General features: G+C 59.9%; 22 protein-coding genes. 7 read left to right on the forward strand and 15 right to left on the reverse strand.

All coding sequences use genetic code 11. From position 1 onward, the window contains the following. Positions 1-41 precede the first annotated feature (41 nt). The 7 genes from AC07ZE_RS13765 to AC07ZE_RS13795 form a co-directional block, all read right to left on the reverse strand. The gene (locus tag AC07ZE_RS13765; protein WP_207265280.1) at positions 42-1,682 is read right to left on the reverse strand and encodes a BatD family protein; all 1,641 of its coding nucleotides are present in this window, start codon (positions 1,680-1,682) and stop codon (positions 42-44) included. Next, positions 1,679-3,415, reverse strand: coding sequence for a tetratricopeptide repeat protein (locus tag AC07ZE_RS13770; RefSeq protein ID WP_207265281.1), 1,737 nt, complete (start codon positions 3,413-3,415; stop codon positions 1,679-1,681). The genes AC07ZE_RS13765 and AC07ZE_RS13770 overlap by 4 nt, the downstream gene beginning before the upstream one ends. Next, positions 3,412-4,491: a vWA domain-containing protein gene (locus AC07ZE_RS13775; protein ID WP_207265282.1), complete on the reverse strand. Its 1,080-nt coding sequence runs from the start codon at positions 4,489-4,491 to the stop codon at positions 3,412-3,414. The genes AC07ZE_RS13770 and AC07ZE_RS13775 overlap by 4 nt, the downstream gene beginning before the upstream one ends. After that, positions 4,484-4,978, reverse strand: a complete 495-nt coding sequence (locus AC07ZE_RS13780; protein ID WP_207265283.1) for a DUF4381 domain-containing protein — start codon at positions 4,976-4,978, stop codon at positions 4,484-4,486. Before AC07ZE_RS13780 ends, AC07ZE_RS13775 begins: the two co-directional genes overlap by 8 nt. Next, complete coding sequence (locus tag AC07ZE_RS13785; RefSeq protein WP_207265284.1) at positions 4,975-5,919, reverse strand: DUF58 domain-containing protein; 945 nt, start codon at positions 5,917-5,919, stop codon at positions 4,975-4,977. The genes AC07ZE_RS13780 and AC07ZE_RS13785 overlap by 4 nt, the downstream gene beginning before the upstream one ends. Positions 5,920-5,924: 5 nt before the next feature. Further along, positions 5,925-6,884, reverse strand: a complete 960-nt coding sequence (locus AC07ZE_RS13790) for an AAA family ATPase (protein ID WP_003218556.1) — start codon at positions 6,882-6,884, stop codon at positions 5,925-5,927. A 287-nt stretch (positions 6,885-7,171) separates the two neighbouring features. Then, positions 7,172-7,525 (reverse strand): hypothetical protein, encoded by a 354-nt coding sequence (locus AC07ZE_RS13795; protein WP_207265285.1) that lies wholly within the window; start codon positions 7,523-7,525, stop codon positions 7,172-7,174. 1,004 nt (positions 7,526-8,529) lie between these two features. On the opposite strand from AC07ZE_RS13795, the gene AC07ZE_RS13800 reads away from it, so the two are divergent. Beyond that, entirely contained in the window at positions 8,530-13,437 is a 4,908-nt protein-coding gene (locus AC07ZE_RS13800) for an NAD-glutamate dehydrogenase (protein WP_207265286.1), read from the forward strand. Between the two features lie 89 nt (positions 13,438-13,526). On the opposite strand, the gene AC07ZE_RS13805 is transcribed toward AC07ZE_RS13800, so the two are convergent. The 6 genes from AC07ZE_RS13805 to AC07ZE_RS13830 all read right to left on the reverse strand — a co-directional run bounded on the left by AC07ZE_RS13805 (position 13,527) and on the right by AC07ZE_RS13830 (position 18,291). Continuing rightward, complete coding sequence (locus AC07ZE_RS13805) at positions 13,527-14,132, reverse strand: hypothetical protein (RefSeq protein WP_207265287.1); 606 nt, start codon at positions 14,130-14,132, stop codon at positions 13,527-13,529. A gap of 159 nt (positions 14,133-14,291) precedes the next feature. Beyond that, positions 14,292-15,002 carry an ATPase gene (locus AC07ZE_RS13810; protein ID WP_207265288.1) on the reverse strand — a complete coding sequence of 237 codons (711 nt, stop codon included), beginning with the start codon at positions 15,000-15,002 and terminating at the stop codon, positions 14,292-14,294. Between the two features lie 228 nt (positions 15,003-15,230). Beyond that, complete coding sequence (locus tag AC07ZE_RS13815; protein WP_207265289.1) at positions 15,231-15,650, reverse strand: cupin domain-containing protein; 420 nt, start codon at positions 15,648-15,650, stop codon at positions 15,231-15,233. Between the two features lie 200 nt (positions 15,651-15,850). Further along, entirely contained in the window at positions 15,851-16,144 is a 294-nt protein-coding gene (locus AC07ZE_RS13820; RefSeq protein ID WP_056855518.1) for an antibiotic biosynthesis monooxygenase family protein, read from the reverse strand. A 124-nt stretch (positions 16,145-16,268) separates the two neighbouring features. Beyond that, on the reverse strand, positions 16,269-17,702 hold the full coding sequence (pdxR, locus tag AC07ZE_RS13825; RefSeq protein ID WP_207265290.1) for a MocR-like pyridoxine biosynthesis transcription factor PdxR: 1,434 nt from the start codon (positions 17,700-17,702) through the stop codon (positions 16,269-16,271). 391 nt (positions 17,703-18,093) lie between these two features. Then, complete coding sequence (locus AC07ZE_RS13830) at positions 18,094-18,291, reverse strand: DUF2790 domain-containing protein (RefSeq protein ID WP_207265291.1); 198 nt, start codon at positions 18,289-18,291, stop codon at positions 18,094-18,096. 300 nt (positions 18,292-18,591) lie between these two features. Here AC07ZE_RS13830 and AC07ZE_RS13835 point away from each other — a divergent pair, with 300 nt between their 5' ends. From AC07ZE_RS13835 to AC07ZE_RS13850, 4 genes are all read left to right on the forward strand, one after another. After that, on the forward strand, positions 18,592-19,032 hold the full coding sequence (locus AC07ZE_RS13835; RefSeq protein ID WP_137805542.1) for a carboxymuconolactone decarboxylase family protein: 441 nt from the start codon (positions 18,592-18,594) through the stop codon (positions 19,030-19,032). 74 nt (positions 19,033-19,106) lie between these two features. Continuing rightward, a complete protein-coding gene (locus AC07ZE_RS13840) occupies positions 19,107-20,087 on the forward strand; it encodes a LysR family transcriptional regulator (RefSeq protein ID WP_207265292.1) in 981 nt (326 codons plus the stop codon). A 173-nt stretch (positions 20,088-20,260) separates the two neighbouring features. After that, positions 20,261-20,776, forward strand: coding sequence for a GNAT family N-acetyltransferase (locus tag AC07ZE_RS13845; RefSeq protein WP_207265293.1), 516 nt, complete (start codon positions 20,261-20,263; stop codon positions 20,774-20,776). An 88-nt stretch (positions 20,777-20,864) separates the two neighbouring features. After that, positions 20,865-21,359, forward strand: coding sequence for a hypothetical protein (locus AC07ZE_RS13850; protein WP_207265294.1), 495 nt, complete (start codon positions 20,865-20,867; stop codon positions 21,357-21,359). 132 nt (positions 21,360-21,491) lie between these two features. Here AC07ZE_RS13850 and AC07ZE_RS13855 read toward each other — a convergent pair whose 3' ends face one another. Continuing rightward, positions 21,492-21,713 (reverse strand): cbb3-type cytochrome c oxidase subunit 3, encoded by a 222-nt coding sequence (locus AC07ZE_RS13855; RefSeq protein WP_207265295.1) that lies wholly within the window; start codon positions 21,711-21,713, stop codon positions 21,492-21,494. Beyond that, complete coding sequence (ccoN, locus tag AC07ZE_RS13860; protein WP_207265296.1) at positions 21,713-23,140, reverse strand: cytochrome-c oxidase, cbb3-type subunit I; 1,428 nt, start codon at positions 23,138-23,140, stop codon at positions 21,713-21,715. Before ccoN ends, AC07ZE_RS13855 begins: the two co-directional genes overlap by 1 nt. Before the next feature lie 394 nt (positions 23,141-23,534). Between ccoN and AC07ZE_RS13865 the strand changes: the two genes are divergently transcribed. Then, positions 23,535-25,208 carry a nitrite/sulfite reductase gene (locus tag AC07ZE_RS13865; protein WP_207265297.1) on the forward strand — a complete coding sequence of 558 codons (1,674 nt, stop codon included), beginning with the start codon at positions 23,535-23,537 and terminating at the stop codon, positions 25,206-25,208. After that, a complete protein-coding gene (locus tag AC07ZE_RS13870; protein WP_137805535.1) occupies positions 25,205-25,684 on the forward strand; it encodes a DUF934 domain-containing protein in 480 nt (159 codons plus the stop codon). Before AC07ZE_RS13865 ends, AC07ZE_RS13870 begins: the two co-directional genes overlap by 4 nt. The last annotated feature ends 42 nt before the right edge of the window (positions 25,685-25,726 follow it).

Below are 25,726 nucleotides of genomic sequence, written 5' to 3' on the forward strand. Positions count from 1 at the left end.
GCGAGCAGGCTTGCTCCCACAGGTTTGCCTCGCTCGGAGGATTACTTGGGATAAAGCGGCGGCAGCCCGCTGTCGCCCATCGGGTCCTGAACCCGTTCGGCTGTCGGAATCGTTCGAATCGCCCGCCACAGTTCCTCACCTTGCCAATGCTGGCCGGTTTCGCTGTACAGCGCGCCGTTCAAACCGTCCAGAGCGTCGGACAGCGGGACGAAGCGGGCGGCCATGTCGGCCAGGGTTTCCGGTTGTTGCCGGGCCCAGGCGTCGAGGGCCTGGCGGGTGGCGTGGGAGTCGTTGGCCAGGCAGGCGCGCTTGAGGTCGTCGAGCACGGTGCGCGGGCTCGGGCCGTTTTGCGCGGCGCGCAGGATCGCCGGTTGCCAGCGCGCGCGCCACCACAAACCGAAACCCAGCAGGGTGGTGCATGCGAAGATCAGGGTGCTGACTTTCCAGCGCCACAGGGTTTCGCTGTCGGCCGTCGTGTTGAGTTGCGAGGTGCCGGCCGGTGTGTCGACCATCAGGCTCGGATTGGTCGCCACCTGCAGGGTTCTGGCCGGCAGGCTGCTGTGTTCCAGGTGATCTTCGAAGGTGTTCCACCAGACCACTTCAACCGACGGCAATTCGATTGAACCACTGCGGGCCGGCACCAGGGCTTCACGGTCTTCGCGACTGCCAATCAGGCCGCGTTCGTTATTCTGGTTGCCCAGCACCGGTTGATCCGGATAGCGGCGCAAGCCGCTGACCTCGGTGCCGGGCAACGGTGGCAGCTGCGAACTGGCCAGGCCTTCGGCTTTCACTGTCAGACTACGGGTCAATGAATCGCCGACCTGAACGTGTTCCGGCTCCGGGTTCCAGGTCTCGCTCAAGGTCAGGCTGCGTGCCGGCAACCAGGGCATGTCGGCGGGGTAGGTGATGGGTTTGGCCTTGACCGTCAGCAGCATTTCCTTGGAGCTGATGCGCATCAGTTTGCCGGACTTGGGCACCTGCGATCCGGCGTCCTGGACCGGATGCGCGTCCACCAGCGCGGCATTGAAAATCTGCCCGGGAATGATCAGTTCACCGCTGTGCTGCGGGTAGATCGCGTAGCGTATTTCAATGACGCCATGGCGCACGCCGTTGATGTCTTTTTCGTAGGTGCGCGATTCACCCAGCTGTTCGATGCGCGCATCGGGAATCTGCGGTGGCGGCAAGCTGCTGTCGTCGTACAGCGACACCGAATGGTAGATGCGCAAGGTCAGGATTGCCTGGGCCTGCACGTACACGCTGGTTTGATCGAGGCTGGCTTCGATGAACACCGGGGCCAGTTTGTTCGAGGTTTCCTGGGTTTCGCTCTCGACCACTTGCACGCTGATCGGCTGGCTCTGGATGTCGCCCAGTTTCAGCGCAGGGATCATCACGCTGCCGTTTTGCAGCGGCAGCAGGGTGACGATCCAGCGGGTGGTGGCACGGTTGTCGCCGCCGAGGGTGTTCAACTGGTTGACCTGACGGGTGCCACGCACTTCGAACAGTGGTTCCAGCGGCGTCAGGTCCGGCTTGCCGAACTGGGTCACGTCGTTGGATTCCAGGGTCAGCTCGATCGTCTCGCCGGAGTTCAGACGCGTGCGATCGACACTGGCGACCAGCTCGGCTGCCTGGGCCTGAACCGTCCACAACACAAAGACGAACATGAAAGCGGTGAAGCGGGTCATCGAGTTTTTTCCTGATCCTGATGTTGTTGCTGTTCGTACCAGAATTTGCGTCTGAGCAGTTCCCCCGGGTCATCGGGAATCTGCCTCAGCCATTGCTCCAGCGCCTGCTGCTGTTCGCCCTCGATGCTGTCGCTGGCGGGGCGCATGGGCGGCGTGGTCTGTTGTTCGTCTCCCAGTTCGCTGCCCGGGACTTCGTTGGTGCCTGGTTTCGGCGGCCTTGTGGGCGATTGGTCGTCATCGGAACCGGTCTGTTGGTCAGCGTTCCTCGGCTCGGTGCTCTGTGCCTGGGCGGCAGCGCCGGGTGGCGGTTCTTGAGGCTGCGCCTGAGGCTCTTCGCTGGCGGTTTTATCCGGTTCGGCGGCGGGCGGGTTGGCTTTCAGCTTGAGCAGGCTTTCCACCAATGCCTTGTTGGTCAGCGCCGGACGCAAGTCCGGCTGACGCTCGAGTGCCTGATCATACGCATCCAGCGCGGCCTCCAGTTCACCGCTTTTGGCCAGGGCGTTGCCTCGATTGTAGTGGGCGTGGGCATCGTTGCCCTCGGCGAACCGCTGGGCGGCGCCGCTGTAGTCGCCGGCCTCATAGAGCGCCACCCCTTGCCACTGATGATTTTCGAAGTGCTGGGCGGCCTCGGCCGGGCGTTTCTGCTTGAGCAGGTGCAGGCCTCGCTGGTCGGGGCGCAGCCACAGGTCCTGGAAGTCGAAGGCATGGCTTGGTTGTGGCAGTGCCAGCAACAGCGGCAGGCAGAACAGCCAGCCGCGACGACCGGCGCAGGCGGCCAGCAGCAGCAATGGCAAGAGCAACCAGTAACCCTGATCGGCCCAGGCGTCCAGGCGCAGGGTCTGGCCGTCGTCGCGCAGGTTGCGTGGGCCGTCGAGCAGACCCAGCGCGCGCAGATCGGAGTCGCTCAGACGCGCGTGGCGATAGCGTCCGTCCAGATCATTGGCAAAGGCTTTCAGGCCGGGGTCGTCCAGATGCGGCACCAGAATCGCACCTTGCTCGTCCTTCATGAAACTGCCGTCCTCCTGGGTGATCGGCGCACCTTCGGCAGTGCCGATGCCCAGCATCAGGAACTGGGTGGATTTGCCGCTCAGGGCACGACGGATGCCCAGGCGTTCCTGTTCCGTCAGGGTCGAGCCGATCAACAGAATCCGACCGTCGCCCAGGGCGCCTTGCTCCAGCAAGGCCAGGGCCTTGGTTACCGCCAGGTCGGCGCGATGGCCGGCTTCGGGCATCAATGACGGTTTGAGGGCATCCAGCAGATTGCGGCTGGTGGACAGGTCGTCCGACAGCGGCACCAGCGTGTGCGCACTGCCGGCGTAGACCACGATGGCGGTCTGCGCGTCGCTGCGGTTTTGCAGCAGGTCCAGGAGCTTGCGCCGGGCCTGCTCCAGGCGGTTGGGCTGAACGTCGGTGGCGAGCATTTCCGGGGTCAGTTCAAGGATCACCACCAAGGGGTCGGCAGGTTTCTGGCTGACCTGCTCGACTCGTTCCCAGCCTGGCCCCAGCAGTGCAAGCACCGTCAGCAGCCACGCCACGCCGAGGGCCACCCAAGGCAGTTTGCTGTTGCGCCCGCTGCCGCCGCTGAGCAACGCCGCATGAAAGGCCGGTGGCAGAATCATCTGCCAACGCCCGGCGCGCTTCTGTCGATGCCAGAGTTGCCACAGTAACCAGCCGAGCAGCGGCAACAACAGCAGCCACCAGGGGCGGAACCAGTATGGCCAGAGTGCACTCATCGGCGCCTCCGCAGGCGCAGGCGTTTGAGACGCTGGCGCCAGTCAGGCAGTTGCGTTTGCAAAAAAAGGTCCTTGGTAAACAGGCGTTGCAGTGGATTGTCCGGCCAGAGCTCGCGGACCACCAGCAGCATGCTCAGTAACAGCGCCATCGCCAGCGGCCAGTGATACAGCGCCCGGGCCGGACGGGCCTGGGTCGGTTGCTGGCTCACGGGTTCCAGTTGGTCGAGGGTGTTTTTGATCGCGAGCAGCTCCTTGGCGTCCCGCGCCCGAAAGTAGCGCCCGCCAGTCGCCTGCGCGATGGCTGTCAGGGATGGCTCATCCAGGTCCAGGCTCGGATTGATACCGAGAAAACCCAGGCTGCCACTTTCTTCCGGATCGGCGCCGATGCCGATCGGGTAGATTTTTACCCCTTCCTTGGCCGCCAGGCGAGCTGCGGTCAGGGGATCGATTTCACCGCCGTTGTTGGCGCCATCCGTCACCAGAATCAGTACGCGGCTTTGTGCCGGGCGTTGCCGCAGGCGTTTGAGGCCCAAACCAATGGCGTCGCCGATGGCGGTATTCTTGCCGGCGATGCCGATGCGCGCTTCGTCGAGCCAGACACGCACGGTATGCCGGTCGAAGGTCAGTGGCGCTTGCAGGTAGGCCCGGCTGCCGAACAGGATCAGACCCACCCGATCGCCCTCGCGGCTTTCAAGGAAATCACCGAGCAAGTGCTGGACCAGCGTCAGGCGGCTGACCTCTTCGTGCTGCCACTGCATGTCGGGGAAGTCCATGGAACCTGAAACGTCTACCGCCACCAACAGATCGCGGCCACTGGCGGCAATGGGCAGCGGTTCGCCGAGCCACTGCGGGCGCGCGGCGGCGGTCAGCAGCATCAACCACAGCAGCAGGAACGGCGCCTGTTGGCGCCACGCCGGCAGGTTGGCGCGGGCGCGGCGCCGGGCCAGGCCTTCGAGGTCAGCGAGGAAGCTGACCTTGAGCGCCGGTTCGCCGCTGTCTGCCACAGGCAGCAGCAGACGCATCAGCCACGGCAACGGCAGCAGGGCGAAAATCCACGGCCAGGCGAACTCAAACATGTTTGCGAATCCAGGTATCGACAGCCTGGGTCAGCCCGGCGATGGCCTTGTCATCAAGTCTGCACTCGGGTTTGTAGGCGCCTTCGACCAGCACCATCCAGCGGGTCAGCCCGGCAGCCGGGCAGCGGTTGTCGAGGAAGGCCAGCCATTTTCGGCCGTTGAGGGTGTGACTCTGGCTATAGGGGTAATGGTTGCGGCACAGGCGTTTGAGCAGCCCGTTGAGTTGCTGCAGCCAGGCGCCGGCGGGGGCGCCGTCGTACGGCTTGGGCATCAGCGCCAGCTCCGCCAGCGCGGCGAGGCGTACCGGGTCCAGCGGTTGTTCGGCGCGCACGATGCGGCGCTTTTGCGGAATGAAACGCCGCAGTTTCCACAGGCCGAAGCCGATGGCCGGCACCAGCAACAGCAACAACCACCAGCCCGGCGCAGGCGGCCAGAAAGCGATTGGGGGAGGAGAAATCAGCGGTTGCAGTTGATCCAGACCGTTCATCGACCTTTCCCCGAATTCTGAGGGTTCAGGTACTCGCGCAGCTGTTCGACCATTTCGCTCTGGGTGCTCAATGGCATCAGCAACACCCGTAGTTTTTGCGCCAGCAACTCCCAGCGGGCGATGCGTGCTTCGGCCTGAGCGCGGTAGGTCTGACGCAGTTCGAAATTCAGCGTATCGAGTTCCAGTTGCGCGCCGCGCTCGGCAAAACGCAGCAAACCGGCGGCAGGCAGGGCGTGATCCAGCGGATCGGACAGCGGTAACAGCAACAGGTCGCAATGGCGCGACAGCAGACTCAGCTGCTGCTCGGCGCTTTCGGACAAGACGCGCTCGTCGCAAATCACGATGACCAGACTGCCTGGACGCAACACCTCACGGGCGCGGCGCAGGGCAATGCCGAAGGCATCGCGGTCCGGTTCGCTTTCGGTGTGCAATGACTGATTGACCCGCACCAGGCGGTTGAGCAATTGCAGCAGGCTCTGTTTGCTGCGTCGCGGTTTGATTTCATAGTGCTCGTTGTCACCGAACACCAGCCCGCCGACGCGATCGTTATGCCCCAGTGCAGCCCAGCCGATCAGGCTCGCGGCCTGGGCGGCGAGCACCGATTTGAACATCAGCCCCGAACCGAAAAACAGGCGACGGCTTTGCTCGACCATGATGAAAATCGGCCGTTCGCGTTCCTCGTGGAAGAGTTTGGTGTGCGGCTCCTGGGTCCGCGCGGTGACACGCCAGTCGATGGTCCGCACGTCATCGCCGGCCTGATAGACCCGCACCTGATCGAAGTCCACGCCACGCCCGCGCAGCTTGGAGTGGTGCAGACCGATCAGCGGGCTGCGCTGGCTTGGCGTAGAGAACAGCTGCACTTCGCGTACGCGATGACGCATCTCGATCAGCTCGGCGAGCGTGACGCGGATACCTGACTGAGGTGGCGGGAGGACGTTCATCGGGGTCAAGCGACAGCTACGACGTCGAGAATCCGCTGGACCACGCGGTCCTGGTCGATGCCGGCGGCTTCGGCTTCAAAGGAAAGAATGATGCGGTGGCGCAACACATCGAACAGCACCGCCTGAATATCCTCCGGGCTGACGAAATCGCGTCCGGCGAGCCAGGCGTGGGCCCGGGCGCAACGGTCCAGGGCGATCGAGCCGCGAGGGCTGGCGCCGTAGGCGATCCACTCGGCCATCTCCGGGTCGAATTTGGCCGGGGTGCGCGTGGCCATGACCAGTTGCACCAGATACTCCTCCACGGCATCGGCCATATACAGGCCGAGGATTTCCTTGCGCGCGGCAAAAATCGCCTGCTGGCTGACCCGGCGCTCGGGCTTGGTCTCGCCGTTCAGGGCTTCGCCACGGGCCTGTTGCAGGATGCGGCGTTCAACGGCGGCGTCCGGGAAGCCGATTTTCACATGCATCAGGAAACGGTCGAGCTGGGCTTCGGGCAGCGGATAGGTGCCTTCCTGCTCGATGGGGTTTTGCGTGGCCATTACCAGAAACAGCGGCGACAGCTCATAAGTGCTTCGCCCGACACTGACCTGGCGCTCGGCCATGGCTTCGAGCAGCGCCGATTGAACCTTGGCCGGAGCACGGTTGATTTCGTCGGCCAGTACCAGGTTATGGAAGATCGGGCCTTGCTGGAACACGAAACTCCCGGTTTCCGGGCGATAGATCTCCGTGCCGGTAATGTCGGCCGGCAACAGGTCAGGGGTGAACTGGATACGGTGGAACTGGGCTTCGATGCCTTCGGCAAGTTCTTTGATGGCCTTGGTCTTGGCCAGCCCAGGGGCACCCTCGACCAGCATATGGCCATCAGCAAGCAGGGCGATGAGCAAGCGCTCGATGAGTTTTTCCTGGCCGAGAATCTGCGTTGAAAGAAAGGTTCGCAGCGCGAGCAGCGCTTCACGATGTTCCATCGATGACTGTTCCTGGAAAGGGTGACCGAAGACGTTCGTATAACGCCAAGGCTGGGGGCGTTACTTTAATGCATCGCGGGGGGCGGCGACTAACGGCATTTTGAGCAAAGTGCGGGAAATGGTTGGCGAAAATGTCGGAAGTTTGTACGGGTGGGAGAGCGGCGTCGTGTTTTCGGACCTCTTCGCGAGCAGGCTCGCTCCCTCAGGTGGCCGGATTCTTTCGCAAAGGACGCGATCAATTGTGGGAGCGAGCCTGCTCGCGAAGAGGCCGGTACAGCTGCTGAATGCTAGAGCTGACTGATGTAGGTTCCGGTCCCCTTGAGGATGTTCTGCAATGTCTCTTCCACCTCAGGCAGATCGCTGGCATCAGTGCTATGGGTGATCTCCAGCACATCATCCCCATTCAACGCATCCGCATCCGCCGCGGCAATTTCGATCAGCAGGCGGGTAGGGCTCAGCGTGACTTTCACGCCGTCCAGGGTCGAGGGTTCGCCGTCCAGGGTGATTTCCAGTTCATCCTCGTCCGGGTAGCGGGTCATCAGGAACATTTCGCCCTTGTCGCTATGGCAGCAGAGCATGGCCATGTTGTCTTCTTCGTCGTCGCACGGGTTGACGATCAAGAGGGCGGTGGTCATTTGCATGGGTAATTCCTGGCTCGACGAGCGTGGTAAATATGGACAAAGGGCAATTCTGCCAGCCTTTTGAGTGCTTTGCTCGCCATGGAGGTTTTAGCCAGTCGTCGACACTGTAGTTTCTGACAGTAGCCAGCTCTCGGATTTGAGCTTTAGCTGACCTCAAGGCAAGGCTCTGGAAGGCATCAAAATGAAATCGATGAGCAAGTGGCCGGGTTTTGTAATTCTGTTATCAGGTTACTCGCCTTTAAATACGTCGGTGCCTCTATGCAGAGGCGGTGGCGTACAAAGGGAAAATGTACAAGCAGAACTTCTACAACCTTAACAAACAACCGGATATCAACTCGGCTGATCAAGGCAAGGAGTGGCTTACAGGCGTAGTTTGTCCGCAATAGGCGCGCAATATTGGCCACTTTTAAAGATTGGGGTGTAAATAAGGACAAGTAACCCCGCTTGCAGGTTTTGATCGCCCCATCATTTTTACTGACCGAAGCCCGTATTGTTGCTCGTGCGGGCTCTGGGCAAGCCAAGTCCATCGAATACGCCTCGACTTTCAGCGCCTCCCATATTCGCCAATGTCTGCTCGACAGGTGCTGGAGCCTCTGTCACGAGTCGCGCAAGTATTGCTGGTTATTTCTTGCACGAAAGTACCGGATGGCCGGTCAAAAAAACGCCAGTTTCCCGCACGACTGCTAGTGTTGTTCGATGCGCCACCACTAAGCTGCATACCGTTGACCGAATATGTCGCAGCATCGCAAGCACGGGCCTTGCCGCACTCGTTAAGCTGCGCAACGGATGAGCACCTGTAAAGGCATTGCGCTGCCCGCAGCCCAGTCGTTTTTGCAGATGCCCATTCATGGAAGGTGAATGTGACCCGAGTGTCTCGTCCAGCTTCACCCACCTGTCACCCTGTTTCCTCTGCCCGAGAATCAGGAACAGGGTGACGGGTAGCCCCGAAAGGGGTTTTGCACGCGACGCTTCCATCAATAACAAGCCCAAGCGGAGTACCACAGATGGCGTTCTTCACCGCAGCCAGCAAAGCCGACTTCCAGCACCAACTGCAAGCGGCACTGGCGCAGCACATCAGTGAACAGGCACTGCCACAAGTGGCGCTGTTCGCTGAACAATTCTTCGGCATCATTTCCCTGGACGAACTGACCCAACGTCGGTTGTCCGACCTCGCTGGCTGTACCCTTTCTGCGTGGCGCCTGCTTGAGCGCTTCGATCACGCGCAACCGCAAGTGCGCGTCTTCAACCCCGATTACGAACGTCACGGCTGGCAGTCGACCCATACCGCGGTCGAAGTGCTGCACCACGACCTGCCATTCCTGGTGGATTCGGTGCGTACCGAGCTGAACCGCCGTGGCTACAGCATCCATACCCTGCAAACCACCGTGCTGAGCGTACGCCGTGGCAGCAAGGGCGAGTTGCTGGAAATCCTGCCCAAAGGCACCCAGGGCGACGACGTTCTGCACGAATCGTTGATGTACCTGGAAATCGACCGTTGCGCCAACACCGCCGAACTGAACGTCCTGACCAAAGAGCTGGAGCAGGTACTCGGTGAAGTGCGCGTCGCGGTCACCGATTTCGAACCGATGAAAGCCAAGGTCCAGGAAATCCTGATCAAGCTGGACAATAGCCAGTTTGCAGTCGATGCCGACGAAAAGAGCGAAATCAAGAGCTTCCTGGAATGGCTGGTGGGCAACCACTTCACCTTCCTGGGCTACGAAGAGTTCGTGGTCACCGACCAGCCTGATGGCGGTCACATCGAATACGACCAGAACTCGTTCCTGGGCCTGACCAAACTGCTGCGTACCGGCCTGACCTACGATGACCGGCGCATCGAAGACTATGCCGTCAACTATCTGCGCGAACCGACCCTGCTGTCGTTCGCCAAGGCTGCACACCCGAGCCGTGTACACCGTCCAGCTTATCCTGACTACGTGTCGATCCGTGAAATCGACGCCAACGGCAAGGTCATCAAGGAATGCCGCTTCATGGGCCTGTACACCTCGTCGGTGTACGGCGAGAGCGTGCGCACCATTCCGTATATCCGCCACAAGGTCGCGGAAATCGAACACCGTTCCGGCTTCCAGGCCAAGGCTCACCTGGGCAAGGAATTGGCGCAGGTACTCGAAGTCCTGCCGCGCGACGATCTGTTCCAGACTCCGGTGGACGAGCTGTTCAGCACCGTGATGTCGATCGTGCAGATTCAGGAACGCAACAAGATCCGTGTGTTCCTGCGCAAGGATCCGTACGGTCGTTTCTGCTACTGCCTGGCCTATGTGCCGCGTGATATCTACTCCACCGAAGTGCGGCAGAAGATCCAGCAAGTGCTGATGGATCGCCTGAAAGCCTCGGATTGCGAGTTCTGGACCTTCTTCTCCGAGTCCGTGCTGGCACGCGTGCAGCTGATTCTGCGCGTCGATCCGAAAAACCGCATCGACATCGACCCGCAGCAACTGGAAAACGAAGTGATCCAGGCCTGCCGCAGCTGGCAGGACGACTACGCAGCCCTGACCGTCGAAAGTTTCGGCGAAGCCCAGGGCACCAACGTGCTGGCCGACTTCCCGAAAGGCTTCCCGGCCGGTTACCGCGAGCGTTTCGCAGCGCATTCGGCTGTGGTCGACATGCAGCACTTGCTGAACCTGAGCGACAAAAACCCGCTGGTGATGAGCTTCTATCAGCCGCTGGGCCAGGTCTCCGGTCAGCGCCAGTTGCATTGCAAGCTGTACCACGCCGACACCCCGCTGGCACTGTCCGACGTGCTGCCGATCCTGGAAAACCTCGGCCTGCGTGTGCTGGGCGAGTTCCCGTATCGCCTGCGTCACAACAGCGGCCGCGAGTTCTGGATTCACGATTTCGCGTTCACCGCTGCCGAAGGCCTGGAGCTGGACATCCAGCAGCTCAACGACACCCTGCAGGACGCGTTCGTCCATATCGTGCGCGGCGATGCCGAAAACGATGCGTTCAACCGCCTGGTACTGACCGCCGGCCTGCCATGGCGTGATGTGGCACTGCTGCGTGCGTACGCACGTTACCTGAAGCAGATCCGTCTGGGCTTCGACCTGGGCTACATCGCCAGCACCCTGAACAACCACACCGACATCGCCCGCGAGTTGACCCGGTTGTTCAAGACTCGCTTCTACCTGGCGCGCAAGCTCACCGCCGAGGATCTGGACGACAAGCAACAGCGTCTGGAACACGCGATTCTGAGTGCACTGGACGACGTCCAGGTGCTCAACGAAGACCGCATCCTGCGTCGCTACCTGGACCTGATCAAGGCGACCCTGCGGACCAACTTCTACCAGACCGATGCGCACGGCCAGAACAAGTCGTACTTCAGCTTCAAGTTCAACCCGCACCTGATTCCTGAACTGCCCAAGCCTGTGCCGAAGTTCGAAATCTTCGTTTACTCGCCACGCGTCGAAGGCGTTCACCTGCGCTTTGGCAACGTCGCTCGCGGTGGTTTGCGCTGGTCCGACCGTGAAGAAGACTTCCGTACCGAAGTCCTGGGCCTGGTAAAAGCCCAGCAAGTGAAGAACTCGGTGATCGTGCCGGTGGGCGCGAAGGGCGGTTTCCTGCCGCGTCGCCTGCCGTTGGGCGGCAGCCGTGACGAGATCGCGGCCGAGGGTATTGCCTGCTACCGCATCTTCATTTCCGGCCTGCTGGACATCACCGACAACCTGAAGGATGGCGCTCTGGTGCCACCGGCCAACGTCGTGCGTCATGACGACGATGACCCGTACCTGGTCGTGGCCGCGGACAAGGGCACCGCGACGTTCTCCGACATCGCCAACGGCATCGCCATCGACTACGGTTTCTGGCTGGGTGACGCGTTTGCATCCGGTGGTTCGGCCGGTTACGACCACAAGAAAATGGGCATCACCGCCAAGGGAGCGTGGGTTGGCGTACAGCGCCACTTCCGCGAGCGCGGCATCAATGTCCAGGAAGACAGCATCACTGTGGTAGGCGTCGGCGACATGGCCGGTGACGTGTTCGGTAACGGCCTGTTGATGTCCGACAAGCTGCAACTGGTCGCGGCATTCAACCACCTGCACATCTTCATCGACCCGAATCCGGATCCGGCGACCAGCTTCGCCGAGCGTCAGCGCATGTTCGACCTGCCGCGTTCGGCGTGGTCGGATTACGACACCAGCATCATGTCCGAAGGCGGCGGTATCTTCTCCCGCAGCGCGAAGAGCATCGCGATTTCCCCGCAGATGCAAGAGCGCTTCGACATCAAGGCCGACAAGCTGACCCCGACCGAACTGCTCAATGCCTTGCTCAAGGCACCGGTGGATCTGTTGTGGAACGGCGGTATCGGTACTTACGTGAAAGCCAGCAGCGAAAGCCACGCCGATGTCGGCGACAAGGCCAACGATGCACTGCGCGTGAACGGCAATGAACTGCGCTGCAAAGTCGTGGGCGAGGGCGGTAACCTCGGCATGACCCAGCTGGGTCGTGTCGAATTCGGCCTCAATGGCGGCGGCTCCAACACCGACTTCATCGACAACGCCGGTGGCGTGGACTGCTCCGACCACGAAGTGAACATCAAGATCCTGCTCAACGAAGTGGTTCAGGCCGGCGACATGACCGCCAAGCAACGCAACGAGTTGCTGGCAAGCATGACCGACGAAGTCGGTGGTCTGGTGCTGGGCAACAACTACAAGCAGACCCAGGCCCTTTCCCTGGCGGCTCGTCGTGCCCTGCCACGAATCGCTGAATACAAGCGTCTGATGAACGATCTGGAAGGCCGCGGCAAGCTGGATCGTGCCATCGAGTTCCTGCCGGCTGAAGACGCGATCAACGAGCGCGTCGCTGAAGGCCATGGCCTGACGCGTCCCGAGCTGTCGGTACTGATCTCCTACAGCAAGATCGACCTCAAGGAGCAGCTGCTGGGCTCCCTGGTCCCGGACGATGACTACCTGACCCGCGACATGGAAACCGCTTTCCCGCCGAGCCTGGTGAGCAAGTTCTCCGAAGCCATGCGCCGTCACCGCCTGAAGCGCGAAATCGTCAGCACCCAGATCGCCAACGACCTGGTCAACCACATGGGCATCACCTTCGTTCAGCGACTCAAAGAGTCGACCGGCATGAGCCCGGCGAACGTGGCCGGCGCCTACGTGATCGTGCGCGACATTTTCCATCTCCCGCACTGGTTCCGTCAGATTGAAAACCTGGACTACAAGGTTTCCGCCGACGTGCAACTGGAGCTGATGGACGAGCTGATGCGTCTGGGTCGTCGCGCCACGCGCTGGTTCCTGCGTGCCCGTCGCAACGAGCAGAATGCTGCCCGTGACGTCGCGCACTTCGGTCCGCATCTGGCGGCGTTGGGCCTCAAGCTCGACGAACTGCTCAGTGGCGAGATCCGCGAAACCTGGCAGACCCGTTACCAGGCCTACGTCGCAGCCGGTGTGCCGGAGTTGCTGGCGCGCATGGTGGCGGGTACCACGCACCTGTACACCCTGCTGCCGATCATCGAGGCCTCCGACGTGACCGGTCAGGACCCTGCGGACGTGGCCAAGGCGTACTTCGCCGTGGGCAGTGCGCTGGACATTACCTGGTACCTGCAGCAGATCAGCGCGCTGCCGGTTGAAAACAACTGGCAAGCCCTGGCCCGTGAAGCGTTCCGCGATGACGTCGACTGGCAGCAACGTGCGATCACCATTTCGGTCCTGCAACAGGGCGACGGCAGCCAGGATGTGGAAACACGCCTGACGCAGTGGATGGCCCAGCACGAAAGCACGATCGAACGCTGGCGTGCCATGCTGGTGGAGATCCGTGCCGCCAGCGGTACGGACTACGCCATGTACGCGGTGGCCAACCGTGAGTTGCTGGACGTGGCGTTGAGCGGTCAAGCGCCAACAGTGCCGCCTGCTACGGTCTCGGCCAATGCCGAACTGGAGCCGGCTGCCTGATAAAGGCCGTTGAATGAAAAAGCCCCGCATTGAAAGATGCGGGGCTTTTTTGTTTAAGCTGTCTCAGGTTTGTATGACTGACAAACCTATCAATCATCGTCATCCAATTGCGGCCTTGGCTCGATGTACAAGGCATAGGGGGCGGTGCTGGACGGGTAATCCACGTTCCGTTCCAGGATCCTGAGGTTAAACGTCACGGCGTCCCCGGTTTTATCGCCATAGCCATACAGTTTCGGGTTCTGCATTAACTGTCTTTTGATCGTGCCGGCATTACGGGCCTTGAGAGACACGGTGGCGTCATTTGTCTTGAGATCATCAAGGGTGATGATATTTCCATCTGTATTGAGCAGGTTGAACGAAGTCGTTTGGCTGCCTGCCGCTGGAAACGCTCCCAGAACTCCCGTGCTGTTTTTGCTCCAGTAATTCCCGAAGTACGCTTCGCTACGAACCTGAATGTTGTAGTAATCGTCATAGCAGCGAAAATACACAACCATCTCGTCCGAACGGGTGCGGGTATCGACGTCCCGTGCCCGTTGAGCCCGTACCATTTTTCGGGTGGTTTCAGAATATCGATGAGAGGTGGTGAGAAGGTTGCCCTGGCTTGCGCTGTTGGAAATCATCTGTTCGAAAAACTTCATCGTGGTGTCGTCGCATCGGATGCATGCGATGAAAGATCGTTCCTGTTCCGTACTCATAAAGTCCTCCATGGGTTTGAGTGTTTCGCGTCGTGCGAGACGTCAGAGTAATGGAGATGATCTTGATGAATAGCCTGTAACGGTTGCCTTATATTACTGGGGCATTAGGGGTGTTGGATTGGCCCCTTCGCGAGCCTGTTCGCGAAGGGGCCACTGATATCAATACAGATACACCCTTGTTTTATTATCCGTCATCGACACTTTCTCTGTCGGTCCGGTCAATAAATTACTGAGCGACTGGTCAAACTTCTGCAGCGCCCTTGTTTGCACATTCTGCTGCTCGTTAATGTCAGCAACAATTTCTTCACTGCGTTTAAAGTCCGCCCACACCGGGCTGAGTGCTTTGGCATCACGCCCTTGTGCAGTGGCAATATAGTTGAGGTTGCGGTCGTAGAAGTGCGCACGGACATCCGCTTCAATATCGGAACTGCGCGAAGTGATGAGTTGACTGCGGCTGTCGACCACCGCGACGATATCCGGTTTGGCGGCCTTGAGGCTTTGCATGTCCGGATACACCGTGACCGATCCGAACTGCCGTTGTAACGAGGCCTTGATCCAGTCTACCGCGAGGTCGGGATTGGACGTGGCCACGTAGGCGTCGTGGATCGACTGCACCAGCAGGCTCTGGCCGAAGCCGGTGCCGGCGTTGGCCTGGTAGTCTTGCAGATAGGCGCGATTGGCCTGGGTGTTGCGGCTGTAGACCACGCCCAGGGAGACATGGCGACCACTGGGAACGCCGGTTGCGCCGCTGCGACCTACCGGTTCACTGAAGATACCGTCCAGCGGGGAAACCGCTGACGGTGCAGTGGGAATCGAACAGCCGGTTAACAGAGTCGTTATCGTCAACGTACTGACAAGTGCAAGTTTCATGGTGTGTCTCCAGTGAAACAACATCAGTCGGAAAGTTATCTGGCCGCAAACAATCGGCGGTGCATCCAGACTAAACCGGGATGGGCACAATGAAATAGCCAATATCAGTCTTTATGAGGGAGCCACTAGTTTCGTTTGGTGTAAACATGGCGGCGTAATGACCTGAAGAAATAAAAAGACCCGAATGTGTAATTCGGGCCTTTTTATTTATGGCTAACCGTTCAGCGATCAGTTTTTCAAGGGGACCAGAACTTCTTCGTCCGGCGACAACACCATGAACACCAGCAACTTGGCCGGCTGGGTGGCACTGGCATTTTTCGAGACCAGGTGCTCGGAACCGGCTGCTTCGTACCAATATTCCCCGGCCTTGTAGGTCACTTCTTTTTCGCCTTTTACCTGGGACGTGACGGCCCCCTCCAGAACGTAAGCCATGGCGGTGCCGTCGTGCTTGTGGGCAATGGACGCCTGGCCAGGCTTGTAGTCGACTTCGATCATCAAGGCTTTTTTGCCGGGTACGTTTTTCAGCATTTTGTCCTGCAATACCGTGACCTTTTCCGACGGATCACCCGCCTCATGGGCGAAGGCCGAAGCGGATACGGTCAATGTCAGGGCAACTAGAGGGGCGGCACAGAAGCGCAAAACATTCATGGTTCATCACCTGCGGTGGTTTAGGGGGCAGGAACCAATCTAGTGCGCCGTGGCGGGCAATCAAACAGCCAATATTCGAGAAGGCCAGGGGACCAATGCCGGGGGGCTGAAACGAAAAAGATCGCAGCCTGCGGCAACTCCTACAGAGGTACCCATACTCTGCGGGAACGGCCAAAAGGCTGCGATCTTTAATCGTTTTTCTATCGGATCGGAAAGCTGTTGAAGTCGACGGCGTTGGCCAGCTGGCAATCGATCAGGTCGATAAACCCTTGCACTTGAGGGCTGTTGAAATGCGATTGCATCGCCGCTTCCGATTGCCAGTGGGCGCTGACGGTCCAGCGGTTACTGTCCTCAGGGCAGCGGTCGACCATATAGGAATCACAGCCCGGTAGTTCGCGCAGGGTGTCGACAATCTTTTGCAGTTGCTTACCCAGTTCTTCCGAGCGGCCGGCAACGGCCTGCACCTTTACGGTATTGATCACTTTGTAGGACATTGGCTCACACTCCTGAATCAGGCCGGACGAATCCTGCTCATTGAGGGATTACGCCTATGCAGGATAGGCCTGCACCCCCGGACCACCAATAGCCAATCGCCGAATAAAGCCGCAGTCCAATCCATCAGGCAACTTGTTGCAAAATGTCTCTCAGACGATCCAGGGCGATGTCGATATCCAGGGTTTCGATGGCGCCGAAACCGAGGAAGAACCCGGCTTGCGGTGGTTGCTGGTAATAAAAACTGTCGATGGCATAGAGCCCGACTTCCACCTTCTTCGCCAGTTCGATCACCAGTGGCACGTCGATCGGTACTTTGCACATCACCACCATGTGGAAACCGGCCATGGTCGGCACGGCCTCCAGCCATGGCGAGAGATCGCCGGCCATGCGCGCCAGGATCCGGTCGCGTCGGCCCGCATAGATCGTATGGCAGCGTCGGATGTGCTTGAGCAGGCAACCTTCGGCGATGAACTTGGCCAGCGCCCACTGGGGCAGGGTGGAGGTGTGCAGGTCGGTCAGCTGCTTGGCGCGGACCACCGCTTCGAGAATCGCCGGCGGCAGGATCGCGTAACCCAGGCGCAGCTCCGGCAGCAGGGTTTTCGAAAAGGTCCCGACGTAGGCGACGATCCCTCGCTGATCCATGTTTTGCAGCGAATCGGTTGGCCGACCTTCGTAGCGGAATTCGCTGTCATAGTCGTCCTCGATGATGATGGCGCCCAGTTCATGGGCCTTGGCCAGTAGCGCTACCCGCCGTTCCTGGCTCATGGGCATGCCCAAGGGGAACTGATGCGAAGGGGTGACGTAAATCAGCCGCGTACCGAGGGGGATCTTGTCCACTTGAATGCCCTCGGCATCCACCGGAACGCCGATGACCGTGGCACCGTGAGTGCCAAACAACAGGCGTGCCGGCGGATAACCGGGATCTTCCATGGCCACGATGCTGCCGGGCCGCGTGAGCACCCGGGCGATCAGGTCCAGCGCCTGTTGCGCGCCGTTGCACACCACCACGTCGTCATCCTGGCAATTGACACCGCGGGAAAACGCAATGTGCCGGGCGATGGCATTGCGCAGCGCCGGCAAGCCTTCGGGCAGGCTATAGAGGCCCTTGGATGCCGCGATCTGGCGCAAGGCGTGGGAGGTGCAGCGTCGCCAGTCATCCTGGGGAAACTGGCCCTTGCTGGTGGCGCCGCCGATGAAGTCATAACGCAGCGAGCCTTCCAGGGTCGGGTGGCGCAGAAACACCGGCAGGTTGCGCCAGGACTCGATCACCTCGAACCCGGCCAGCTCGGTATGGCTTTGCTTGCGTTCGATTTTTGAAGCCCGGGCATTGACGTAGGTGCCTTTGCCGATCACCCCGGTGAGGAAGTTTTCATAGGTCAGCTGGGCGTAGGTATCGGAAATGGTCTTGCGCGAGATGCCCAGCTGCTCGGCCAGCAAGCGGCTCGGCGGAAGCTGCGTCCCTGCTGCCAGACGACCGGACTCGATGGCGCTGCGCAGTTGAGTGTACAACTGGCCCGCCAGATCCTTGCGGCCGTTAATGACAACATGTAGTTCCATACCGGCAAGCTCCTGCGACGGATGATCTGGTTCGCGCTGTACATGGCGCAAGAGTACCCGGATTTGTCGGCAGGGATGAAGTTGCGAAGGGAAAAAACGCTGGATTGGACTAGTGGGCGATGGTCTGCCGGGAAATCGAAAAATGGGTTATCGATTGACCGGATAAACGCCGTTAGTCTGTCGACCTCTTTGAAAGTGTCGAGTTAAGTTGAAAACGTCAGCTCGATATCTTTTGGTGACCAGTTTTGGTGTTGCTCCGCCTAAAGCCTTGCCATGATTGTTGCGGGGCTTTCTTTGTTGCTTGAATAATATTATTTTAAATAATCATCCTTGCAGAGATATGTGTCTTGCAAGGATGAGTCAGTGCAACAGCCATGGGTAATTCAGCACTTCAGCTGGACTTGGCGGGCAGGGTTTCTGCACGTTCAGCGGTGTTCTGGTTGTCGTTTTGAATCCGTTCGTTTTGCGCTGCGACCTGCTGGGCACGGGCATTGGCGCGTTCAATCAAGCGGTCGCTGCCACCTTCGGCGAAGGAGAGGCCAGAGAACGCTGCGCACAACAGGCTGCCGACGATAACTATATTTTTCATGATGCTTACCTTTTGAAGTGAAGTTGCAAGTGTCTGGATGACGGCGCCAGTTTAGTGAGCGAATCGTATGATAGAAAATATCCAATTTTGAACTTAACGTGGTGACCAATGTGTTGTTGTAAGTTTAATGGGGCAGTGCGTTAAAGTCTGTTGTCGGTATTTGAAAGCAGGCGTGGAGTCCTGTGTTTTTTCAATGACCGATCGTGGCAAGTGGTCCACCGTTTTTTCGCATAATTGGATCTGGCATCGCACGGTGCGTGTGCCAATCTTGAAACAACCACCTGATTGAAAAGGCCTGCCATGAACCCTCGACTGGATTACTACAGCGCTTCACCCAAGGCGATGAAAGCGATGATCGCCATGGAGGCCCTGACCAGCAGTCTGAGCATCGAACCGGCGCTGCTGCACCTGATCAAGATCCGCGCATCGCAGCTCAACGGCTGCGCGTTTTGCACCGACATGCACTCTGTGGATGCCCGGCGCCTCGGCGAGACCGATCGGCGCCTGTATTCCATTGTGGTCTGGCGCGACAGCAACTTCTTCAACCCGCGCGAGCGTGCAGCCCTGGCCTGGACCGAGGCCGTGACGCTGCTGTCGAAAAGCCATGTGCCGGATGATGTCTACGAGGAGGCCCGGGCCCAATTCAGCGAGGGCGAACTGGTGGACCTGACCATCGCGGTCACCACCATCAACAGCTGGAACCGCCTGGCCGTGAGCTTTCGGCAAAGCCCCAGCACCTGATCCGGTTGTCACACTCGCTTCATGAACGATGCGCAGGATGGAGCTCCCAGAGATAGATCGACAGGGAGTCATCGATGTCATTCATGGAAACCTCCGGTCATCGGCGTATTGCCGCGTACCGCGTCCCCTTTGATAAAACTCCCTCCTGGCGCATCCGCGCGGCACAGATCGATCCGGTGCTGGCGCAGAGTTTCAGCGTCAGTGCCCGTTGCGGCTGCTTCATGCAAGCAGCCCGCCGCCTCAACATCAAGGCCACCCTTTTGCGCAAGCAATTGGCGCAGCTGGAAGCGCAGTTGCAGTGTTCATTGTTCAGCCCATCGGACAATGGCCTTGTCCTCAGTCGTGACGGGCTGCAATTGCAGTCGCAGTTGATTGCGCTGGCCCACGAACGTGACCTGCCGGTGATCCAGCAACCGTTGGTGCGCCTGGCCATCGCCGAGTCGATCCTGCACGACATTCTGGGTCGCGATCTGGTGGCGCTGCTGCGACGCAATGCCAGCGTCCGCCTGGACATCATCACCCTGGACAGCGAACTGTCCCTGCAAGCGATCAGTGCCGATCTGGTGGTGTGGCTGGCCGGCACCGATTCGCCGCTGCCCGGTCCGAGCTTCGCCACCAGCGAGCCCCAGGCACTGGCGCAACTCGACTACCTGCCGCACATCGCCAAGCGCTATTCACGGGTCGCCTCACGCCCCGACAGCCTCGAAGACCTGGCTGACTTTCTGTTGGTGCAATGGCAGCATGATCGTCAGGTCGACAGTTTCCGGCCATGGAACAATCTGGTTGACCAGCGCCTGGCCGGGGTCGTGCAGTTGCACTCTTATGAACTGATGCAGGAAATGATCCGCTGCAGCGCGTGCATCGGCTTGTTGCCTGGCTACATGAGTCGCTTCGATCGCGGGTTGATCGGTTTGCCGGAGCTGTTCGGTCAAGCGATGCAGCGTCAGGTGTGGATGGCGGTGAATGCAGAGTCCGCGGGGGAGGCGCAAGTGCAGAGGCTGGTGGAGTTGATCCATAACACCTTCAACGAACGCCGGGAGTGGTTCGAGAGTTGACTCATCTCAAACTGTGGGAGCGAGCCTGCTCGCGAAAGCGTCATGTCAGTCAATATGAGTGTTGAATGTGATGGACTCTTCGCGAGCAGGCGCGCTCCTACAAGGATTCTCGCCAGCAGGGATGGCAGCGTTGTAGAGTGAACAGCCATGTCTGCCTCAAGGATGAATCACCCATGCCCGTCACTGAATCGGTCATCACTCTCGAACGCCTCAAGGAATCCCACCTCGAAGGCATCACCGCGCTCTACCGTGAGCCGATGGTTGTCCGTCAGACGCTGCAAATGCCGTTTTTGTCCCCCGATATCTGGCGCAAACGCCTGGCGTCGGACGACGAGCGGGTAATGCAACTGGTGGCGCTGCACCAGGGGGCGGTTGTTGGCAATATCACGCTGGAACAGTTTTCCCGTATCCGCCGCAGCCATGCCGGCAGCTTCGGTATGGGCGTCGCGCGTGAGTGGCAGGGTAAAGGCGTGGGTTCAAAACTGCTGGCGGCGGCACTGGACATCGCCGATAACTGGATGAACCTGCGCCGCGTCGAGCTGACCGTTTACGCTGACAACGAAGCTGCCATCGGCCTGTATCGCAAATTCGGTTTCGAAACCGAAGGGCTGCTGCGCGACTACGGGTTCCGCGACGGCCAGTGGGTCGATGTCTTGAGCATGGCGCGCCTGCGTCGCATGCCCGGCTAGAGACCTCCCGGCGTTTAGTCGTACGTTGGCTGCGCGCATCTGCCATGCTGAATATCCGTAGCACCGCTTCAACCAAAGGAACACCGCAATGGACGATGTACAGCAACTGGGCGAGATGCTTCGCCACTACGCAGAAAGCGAAGCGCACAAGAAGCAAGTATTCGAGTCGCAATCGGCCGTTTGGGCGGCGCGCATCGGTGAACTGTTCGACCAGATCCAGCAGTGGCTGGAGCCGGTCAAGGCACCGAATCTGCTGGAGGTGAGTCGCGAGCAGTACGTTGCCTTCGGGCCAAGCGTTCCGGTGGAGACGTCGACGTTCAAAACCGAGAAACTATCCATTGTGATTGCCGGCAAACCAGTGGAGTTCGTGCCGGATGTGATGGGCGTGGGCGGTCAGATTTCCCTGGCGGTCATGGGCTTTACCGCTGCGCGTTATGGCAGTGTTTCGCTGGTCTGCCTGCCACCTTCCAATGATTGGCAGTGGCGCAAGACCAACGGATTGAAAGACCCGGATACCTTTGCGTTCGATGCGAACTTCCTCGCCCAGCAATTGCAGAGCTTGATTCCCCGCGAACGCAACTGATTTTTCTGTGCACCGCCTATCCCCCTGTGGGAGCGAGCCTGCTCGCGAAGACGGAGTGTCAGTCGACAAAAATGTTGACCGATACACCGTTTTCGCGAGCAGGCTCGCTCCCACAGTGGATAGGGTGACGCATCAGATTTCGAGGTTTCCCCAACCGGGTTTCACCTCTTGCGGTGCCACCGCATTGATGGTCTTGCCAGTAGCGGCCTCCACCCGCCGCGCCACTTCCGGATCATCGGCAAACGGAATCAAACTGGCATCCTCGAGACTCTCGGCGGTCTGGTGTCTCAAACAATACTCCACCGCCAGCCACAGGCTCACCAGGCCCAGAACATTCAGAGCGATCTCGATCATCAGGCTATCTGCGCCTCAAGTTCTGCCATTTTCAGGTCCGACACCCGAACCGTGCGCCATACGTTGTAAGCCATCAGCAACATGCCGCCGAGGAAGAACACGCCTCCGGCAAAGCGCACCACGAACCCCGGATGGCTGGCCTGCAAGGCTTCAACGAAGGAATAGGTCAGCGTGCCGTCGTCGTTGATCGCGCGCCACATCAGGCCCTGGGTGATGCCATTGACCCACATCGAAGCGATGTACAGCACCGTGCCAATGGTCGCGAGCCAGAAATGCAGGTTGATCAGCGGCGTACTGTGCATCTGATCACGGCCGAAGACTTTCGGCACCATGTGATAGGTCGCGCCAAAGGTAATCATCGCCACCCAGCCCAATGCTCCGGCATGTACGTGGCCGATGGTCCAGTCGGTGTAGTGGGAGAGGGCGTTGACGGTCTTGATCGCCATCATCGGCCCCTCGAAGGTCGACATGCCGTAGAACGCCAGCGATAGCACCAGAAAGCGCAGGATCGGGTCGGTGCGCAACTTATGCCAGGCCCCTGACAGGGTCATCATGCCGTTGATCATGCCGCCCCAGCTCGGCGCCAGCAGGATCAGCGACATGGCCATGCCCAGCGACTGCGCCCAGTCCGGCAGCGCGGTGTAGTGCAGGTGGTGGGGACCTGCCCAGATGTACAGGGTGATCAGCGCCCAGAAGTGCACGATCGACAGGCGATAGGAATACACCGGCCGCCCCACCTGTTTCGGCACGAAGTAATACATCATGCCGAGAAAACCGGTGGTCAGGAAAAAGCCCACGGCGTTGTGCCCGTACCACCACTGCACCATGGCGTCGGTGGCCCCGGAATACACCGGATAGGACTTGAACCAGCTCACCGGGATCGACAGGTGGTTGACCACGTGCAACATGGCGATGACGACGATGAACGCGCCGAAGAACCAGTTGCCGACGTAGATGTGTTTGGTCTTGCGCTGCACCACGGTGGTGAAGAACACGATGGCGTAGGCCACCCAGACCACGGTCATCCACACCGCGCCGGAGAATTCGATTTCGGCGTATTCCTTGGTGGTGGTGTAACCCAGCGGCAGGCTGATCAGCATCACCACGATCACCGACTGCCAGCCCCAGAATGTGAAGGCGGCGAGTTTGTCCGAGAACAGCCGCACCTGACAGGTACGCTGCACCGCGTAATAGCTGGCGGCGAATTGCGCGCTACCGGCGAAACCGAAAATCACCAGGCTGGTGTGCAGCGGGCGCAAGCGGCCGAAACTGGTCCACGGCAGGTCGAGGTTCATCTCGGGCCATACCAGTTGCGAGGCGATCCACACGCCCATCGCCATTCCCACGACGCCCCAGAATACGGTTGCCACGACGAATTGGCGGACGACCTTATAGTTATAGGCCTGTCCGTTAGTTGTTGTGCTCATGCTCAATGCTTCCACGGTTGCAAAGTCGGGCAACTGTAAAAACATCGGTAAATTCAAAACAGGCTCAGGAAAAATTGATTTATGCGGATCAGATCCGAAGCAGGCAAGGCTGGGCTTGTTGGTCTCTGATACGGTTTTTTCGAAAACAGCTGAATCTGTAATGCAGATCAGCGCGGGTTCATAGTCAACACCTCCAAACGAGCCGAATAGTCTGATGCCATCGGCCTGAGACGCAGGCCCTGTGGGAGCGAGCCTGCTCGCGAAGAGGCCGGCACATTCAACATCCATGTCGCCTGACACTCCGCCTTCGCGAGCAGGCTCGTTCCCACAAGGTTTCCACCTTGAGCGACTGGGATCAGCCACAGAGCCCGATCAACCCTGATGAGGTAGCCAGATGTATCAGTACGACGACTATGACCGGGCGCTGGTGTTCGAGCGGGTTGCGCAGTTTCGCGATCAGGTCGAACGCTTCATGGCCGGTGAGCTGAGCGAGGAAGAGTTCCTGCCGTTGCGCCTGCAAAATGGCCTGTACATGCAAAAACACGCCTACATGCTGCGGGTGGCGATTCCCTATGGCACGCTGAGTGCCCGGCAGATGCGCACCCTGGCGAGCATCGCGCGCGATTACGACCGCGGCTATGGCCACTTCACCACCCGGCAGAACATGCAGTTCAACTGGATCGAACTGGCCCAGGTGCCGGACATCCTCGAACGCCTGGCCGCGGTGGACATGCATGCGATCCAGACCTCCGGTAATTGTGTGCGCAACATCACCACCGAAGCCTTTGCCGGGGTCGCCGCCGACGAAATGATCGATCCGCGACCGCTGGCGGAGATCCTGCGGCAGTGGTCGACCATCAACCCGGAATTCCTGTTTCTGCCGCGCAAGTTCAAGATTGCCATCTGCTCGGCCGAGCAGGATCGGGCGGCGATCATGATGCATGACATCGGCCTCTATCTTTACCCCGGCGAAGATGGGCAAATGCTGTTGCGGGTGATTGTCGGCGGCGGGTTGGGGCGCACGCCGATTCTCGGTCTGCAAATCCGCGACGGCTTGCCGTGGCAGCACCTGCTATCCTACGTCGAGGCGGTGTTGCGCGTGTACAACCGCCATGGCCGGCGGGACAACAAGTACAAGGCGCGGATCAAGATCCTGGTCAAAGCCCTGGGTATTGACGCCTTCGCCCGGGAAGTGGAGGAGGAGTGGCAGTACCTCAAGGATGGCCCGGCGCAATTGACCCTCGATGAGTTCGAGCGTGTGGCCAGTGCGTTCGTCGCGCCGGACTATCGTACGCTTGCAGACACCAACCTCGATTTCGGCACACACCTGGCCGAGAACCCGGCGTTCGCGCGCTGGGTAATGCGTAACGTGCAACCGCACAAAGTGTCGGGCTATGCCAGCGTGGTGCTGTCGACCAAACCCGGCATTGCCGCGCCACCGGGCGATGTCACCGACACGCAGATGGAGGCGGTGGCCGAATGGTCCGAGCGCTTCGGCTTCGGTGAAATCCGTATCGCCCATGAACAGAATATCGTCCTGCCGGACGTGCCCAAGGCCGACCTGTTTGCGTTGTGGTGCCTGGCCTGCGAGTACAATCTGGGCAGCGCCAATGTCGGCTTGCTGACCGATATCATCGCCTGCCCCGGTGGCGACTTCTGTGCGCTGGCCAACGCCAAGTCGATTCCCATCGCCCAGGCCATTCAAGCGCGCTTCGAAGACCTCGATTACCTGCACGACCTGGGTGATATCAGCCTCAATATTTCCGGTTGCATGAACGCCTGCGGTCATCACCACATCGGCAACATTGGCATTCTCGGGGTCGATAAGAACGGCAGCGAGTGGTACCAGATCACCCTCGGTGGCGCCCAGGGCAAGAACAGCGCATTGGGCAAGGTTATCGGCCCGTCTTTCAGCGCCGTCGAAGTGCCCGATGTCATCGAGCGCATCATCGAGACCTTCGTGCGATACCGCGAGAGTGAGGAGTTGTTCGTCGACACCTTCCATCGCATCGGCCTGGAGCCATTCAAGGAGACGGTGTACCCGAAAGTGCTGGAGGTGTCGGCATGAATAATCTGCTGCGACTGGAGGAGGGCGTGGCGCGGATTGACGCGGACGACCCATGGCAGCTGGTCAGGAGCATCGACACCGGGTTACCGGCCGGCGCGCTGATTCTGCCGCTGGCCCGGTGGCTGGAAAACCCGCAGCACAATGCGGTGTGGCTGGGGCCGGACGATGAAGTGGAAAGCCTCAAGCCTTGGTTTGCCCAACTGCCATTGATCGCCCTGGACTTTCCGAGTTTTCGCGATGGGCGCGCGTACAGCCAGGCGTATCTGCTGCGTACGCGATTGGGCTGGACCGGCGAGTTGCGCGCCATTGGTGATGTGTTGCGCGATCAGCTCAGCCACATGCGTCAGTGCGGTTTCGACAGCTTCGCCGTGCGCGAAGACAAGTCCGCGGAGGATGCGCTGAAAGGGTTGGCGGGGATGAGTGTGTTGTACGGGCGGTCGGTGATTGAACCGCGACCGTTGTTTCGGCGGCGCTAAGCGCCAAAAAAAGCAAAAGATCGCAGCCTGCGGCAGCTCCTG

Source organism: Pseudomonas sp. GW101-3H06 (assembly GCF_059424605.1).

Bases quoted from the DNA above. Each gene is read 5' to 3' on its own strand.
- AC07ZE_RS13765 (WP_207265280.1), bottom strand. From the start codon at position 1,682: ATGACCCGCTTCACCGCTTTCATGTTCGTCTTTGTGTTGTGGACGGTT.
- AC07ZE_RS13770 (WP_207265281.1), bottom strand. From the start codon at position 3,415: ATGAGTGCACTCTGGCCATACTGGTTCCGCCCCTGGTGGCTGCTGTTG.
- AC07ZE_RS13775 (WP_207265282.1), bottom strand. From the start codon at position 4,491: ATGTTTGAGTTCGCCTGGCCGTGGATTTTCGCCCTGCTGCCGTTGCCG.
- AC07ZE_RS13780 (WP_207265283.1), bottom strand. From the start codon at position 4,978: ATGAACGGTCTGGATCAACTGCAACCGCTGATTTCTCCTCCCCCAATC.
- AC07ZE_RS13785 (WP_207265284.1), bottom strand. From the start codon at position 5,919: ATGAACGTCCTCCCGCCACCTCAGTCAGGTATCCGCGTCACGCTCGCC.
- AC07ZE_RS13790 (WP_003218556.1), bottom strand. From the start codon at position 6,884: ATGGAACATCGTGAAGCGCTGCTCGCGCTGCGAACCTTTCTTTCAACG.
- AC07ZE_RS13795 (WP_207265285.1), bottom strand. From the start codon at position 7,525: ATGCAAATGACCACCGCCCTCTTGATCGTCAACCCGTGCGACGACGAA.
- AC07ZE_RS13800 (WP_207265286.1), top strand. From the start codon at position 8,530: ATGGCGTTCTTCACCGCAGCCAGCAAAGCCGACTTCCAGCACCAACTG.
- AC07ZE_RS13805 (WP_207265287.1), bottom strand. From the start codon at position 14,132: ATGAGTACGGAACAGGAACGATCTTTCATCGCATGCATCCGATGCGAC.
- AC07ZE_RS13810 (WP_207265288.1), bottom strand. From the start codon at position 15,002: ATGAAACTTGCACTTGTCAGTACGTTGACGATAACGACTCTGTTAACC.
- AC07ZE_RS13815 (WP_207265289.1), bottom strand. From the start codon at position 15,650: ATGAATGTTTTGCGCTTCTGTGCCGCCCCTCTAGTTGCCCTGACATTG.
- AC07ZE_RS13820 (WP_056855518.1), bottom strand. From the start codon at position 16,144: ATGTCCTACAAAGTGATCAATACCGTAAAGGTGCAGGCCGTTGCCGGC.
- pdxR (WP_207265290.1), bottom strand. From the start codon at position 17,702: ATGGAACTACATGTTGTCATTAACGGCCGCAAGGATCTGGCGGGCCAG.
- AC07ZE_RS13830 (WP_207265291.1), bottom strand. From the start codon at position 18,291: ATGAAAAATATAGTTATCGTCGGCAGCCTGTTGTGCGCAGCGTTCTCT.
- AC07ZE_RS13835 (WP_137805542.1), top strand. From the start codon at position 18,592: ATGAACCCTCGACTGGATTACTACAGCGCTTCACCCAAGGCGATGAAA.
- AC07ZE_RS13840 (WP_207265292.1), top strand. From the start codon at position 19,107: ATGTCATTCATGGAAACCTCCGGTCATCGGCGTATTGCCGCGTACCGC.
- AC07ZE_RS13845 (WP_207265293.1), top strand. From the start codon at position 20,261: ATGCCCGTCACTGAATCGGTCATCACTCTCGAACGCCTCAAGGAATCC.
- AC07ZE_RS13850 (WP_207265294.1), top strand. From the start codon at position 20,865: ATGGACGATGTACAGCAACTGGGCGAGATGCTTCGCCACTACGCAGAA.
- AC07ZE_RS13855 (WP_207265295.1), bottom strand. From the start codon at position 21,713: ATGATCGAGATCGCTCTGAATGTTCTGGGCCTGGTGAGCCTGTGGCTG.
- ccoN (WP_207265296.1), bottom strand. From the start codon at position 23,140: ATGAGCACAACAACTAACGGACAGGCCTATAACTATAAGGTCGTCCGC.
- AC07ZE_RS13865 (WP_207265297.1), top strand. From the start codon at position 23,535: ATGTATCAGTACGACGACTATGACCGGGCGCTGGTGTTCGAGCGGGTT.
- AC07ZE_RS13870 (WP_137805535.1), top strand. From the start codon at position 25,205: ATGAATAATCTGCTGCGACTGGAGGAGGGCGTGGCGCGGATTGACGCG.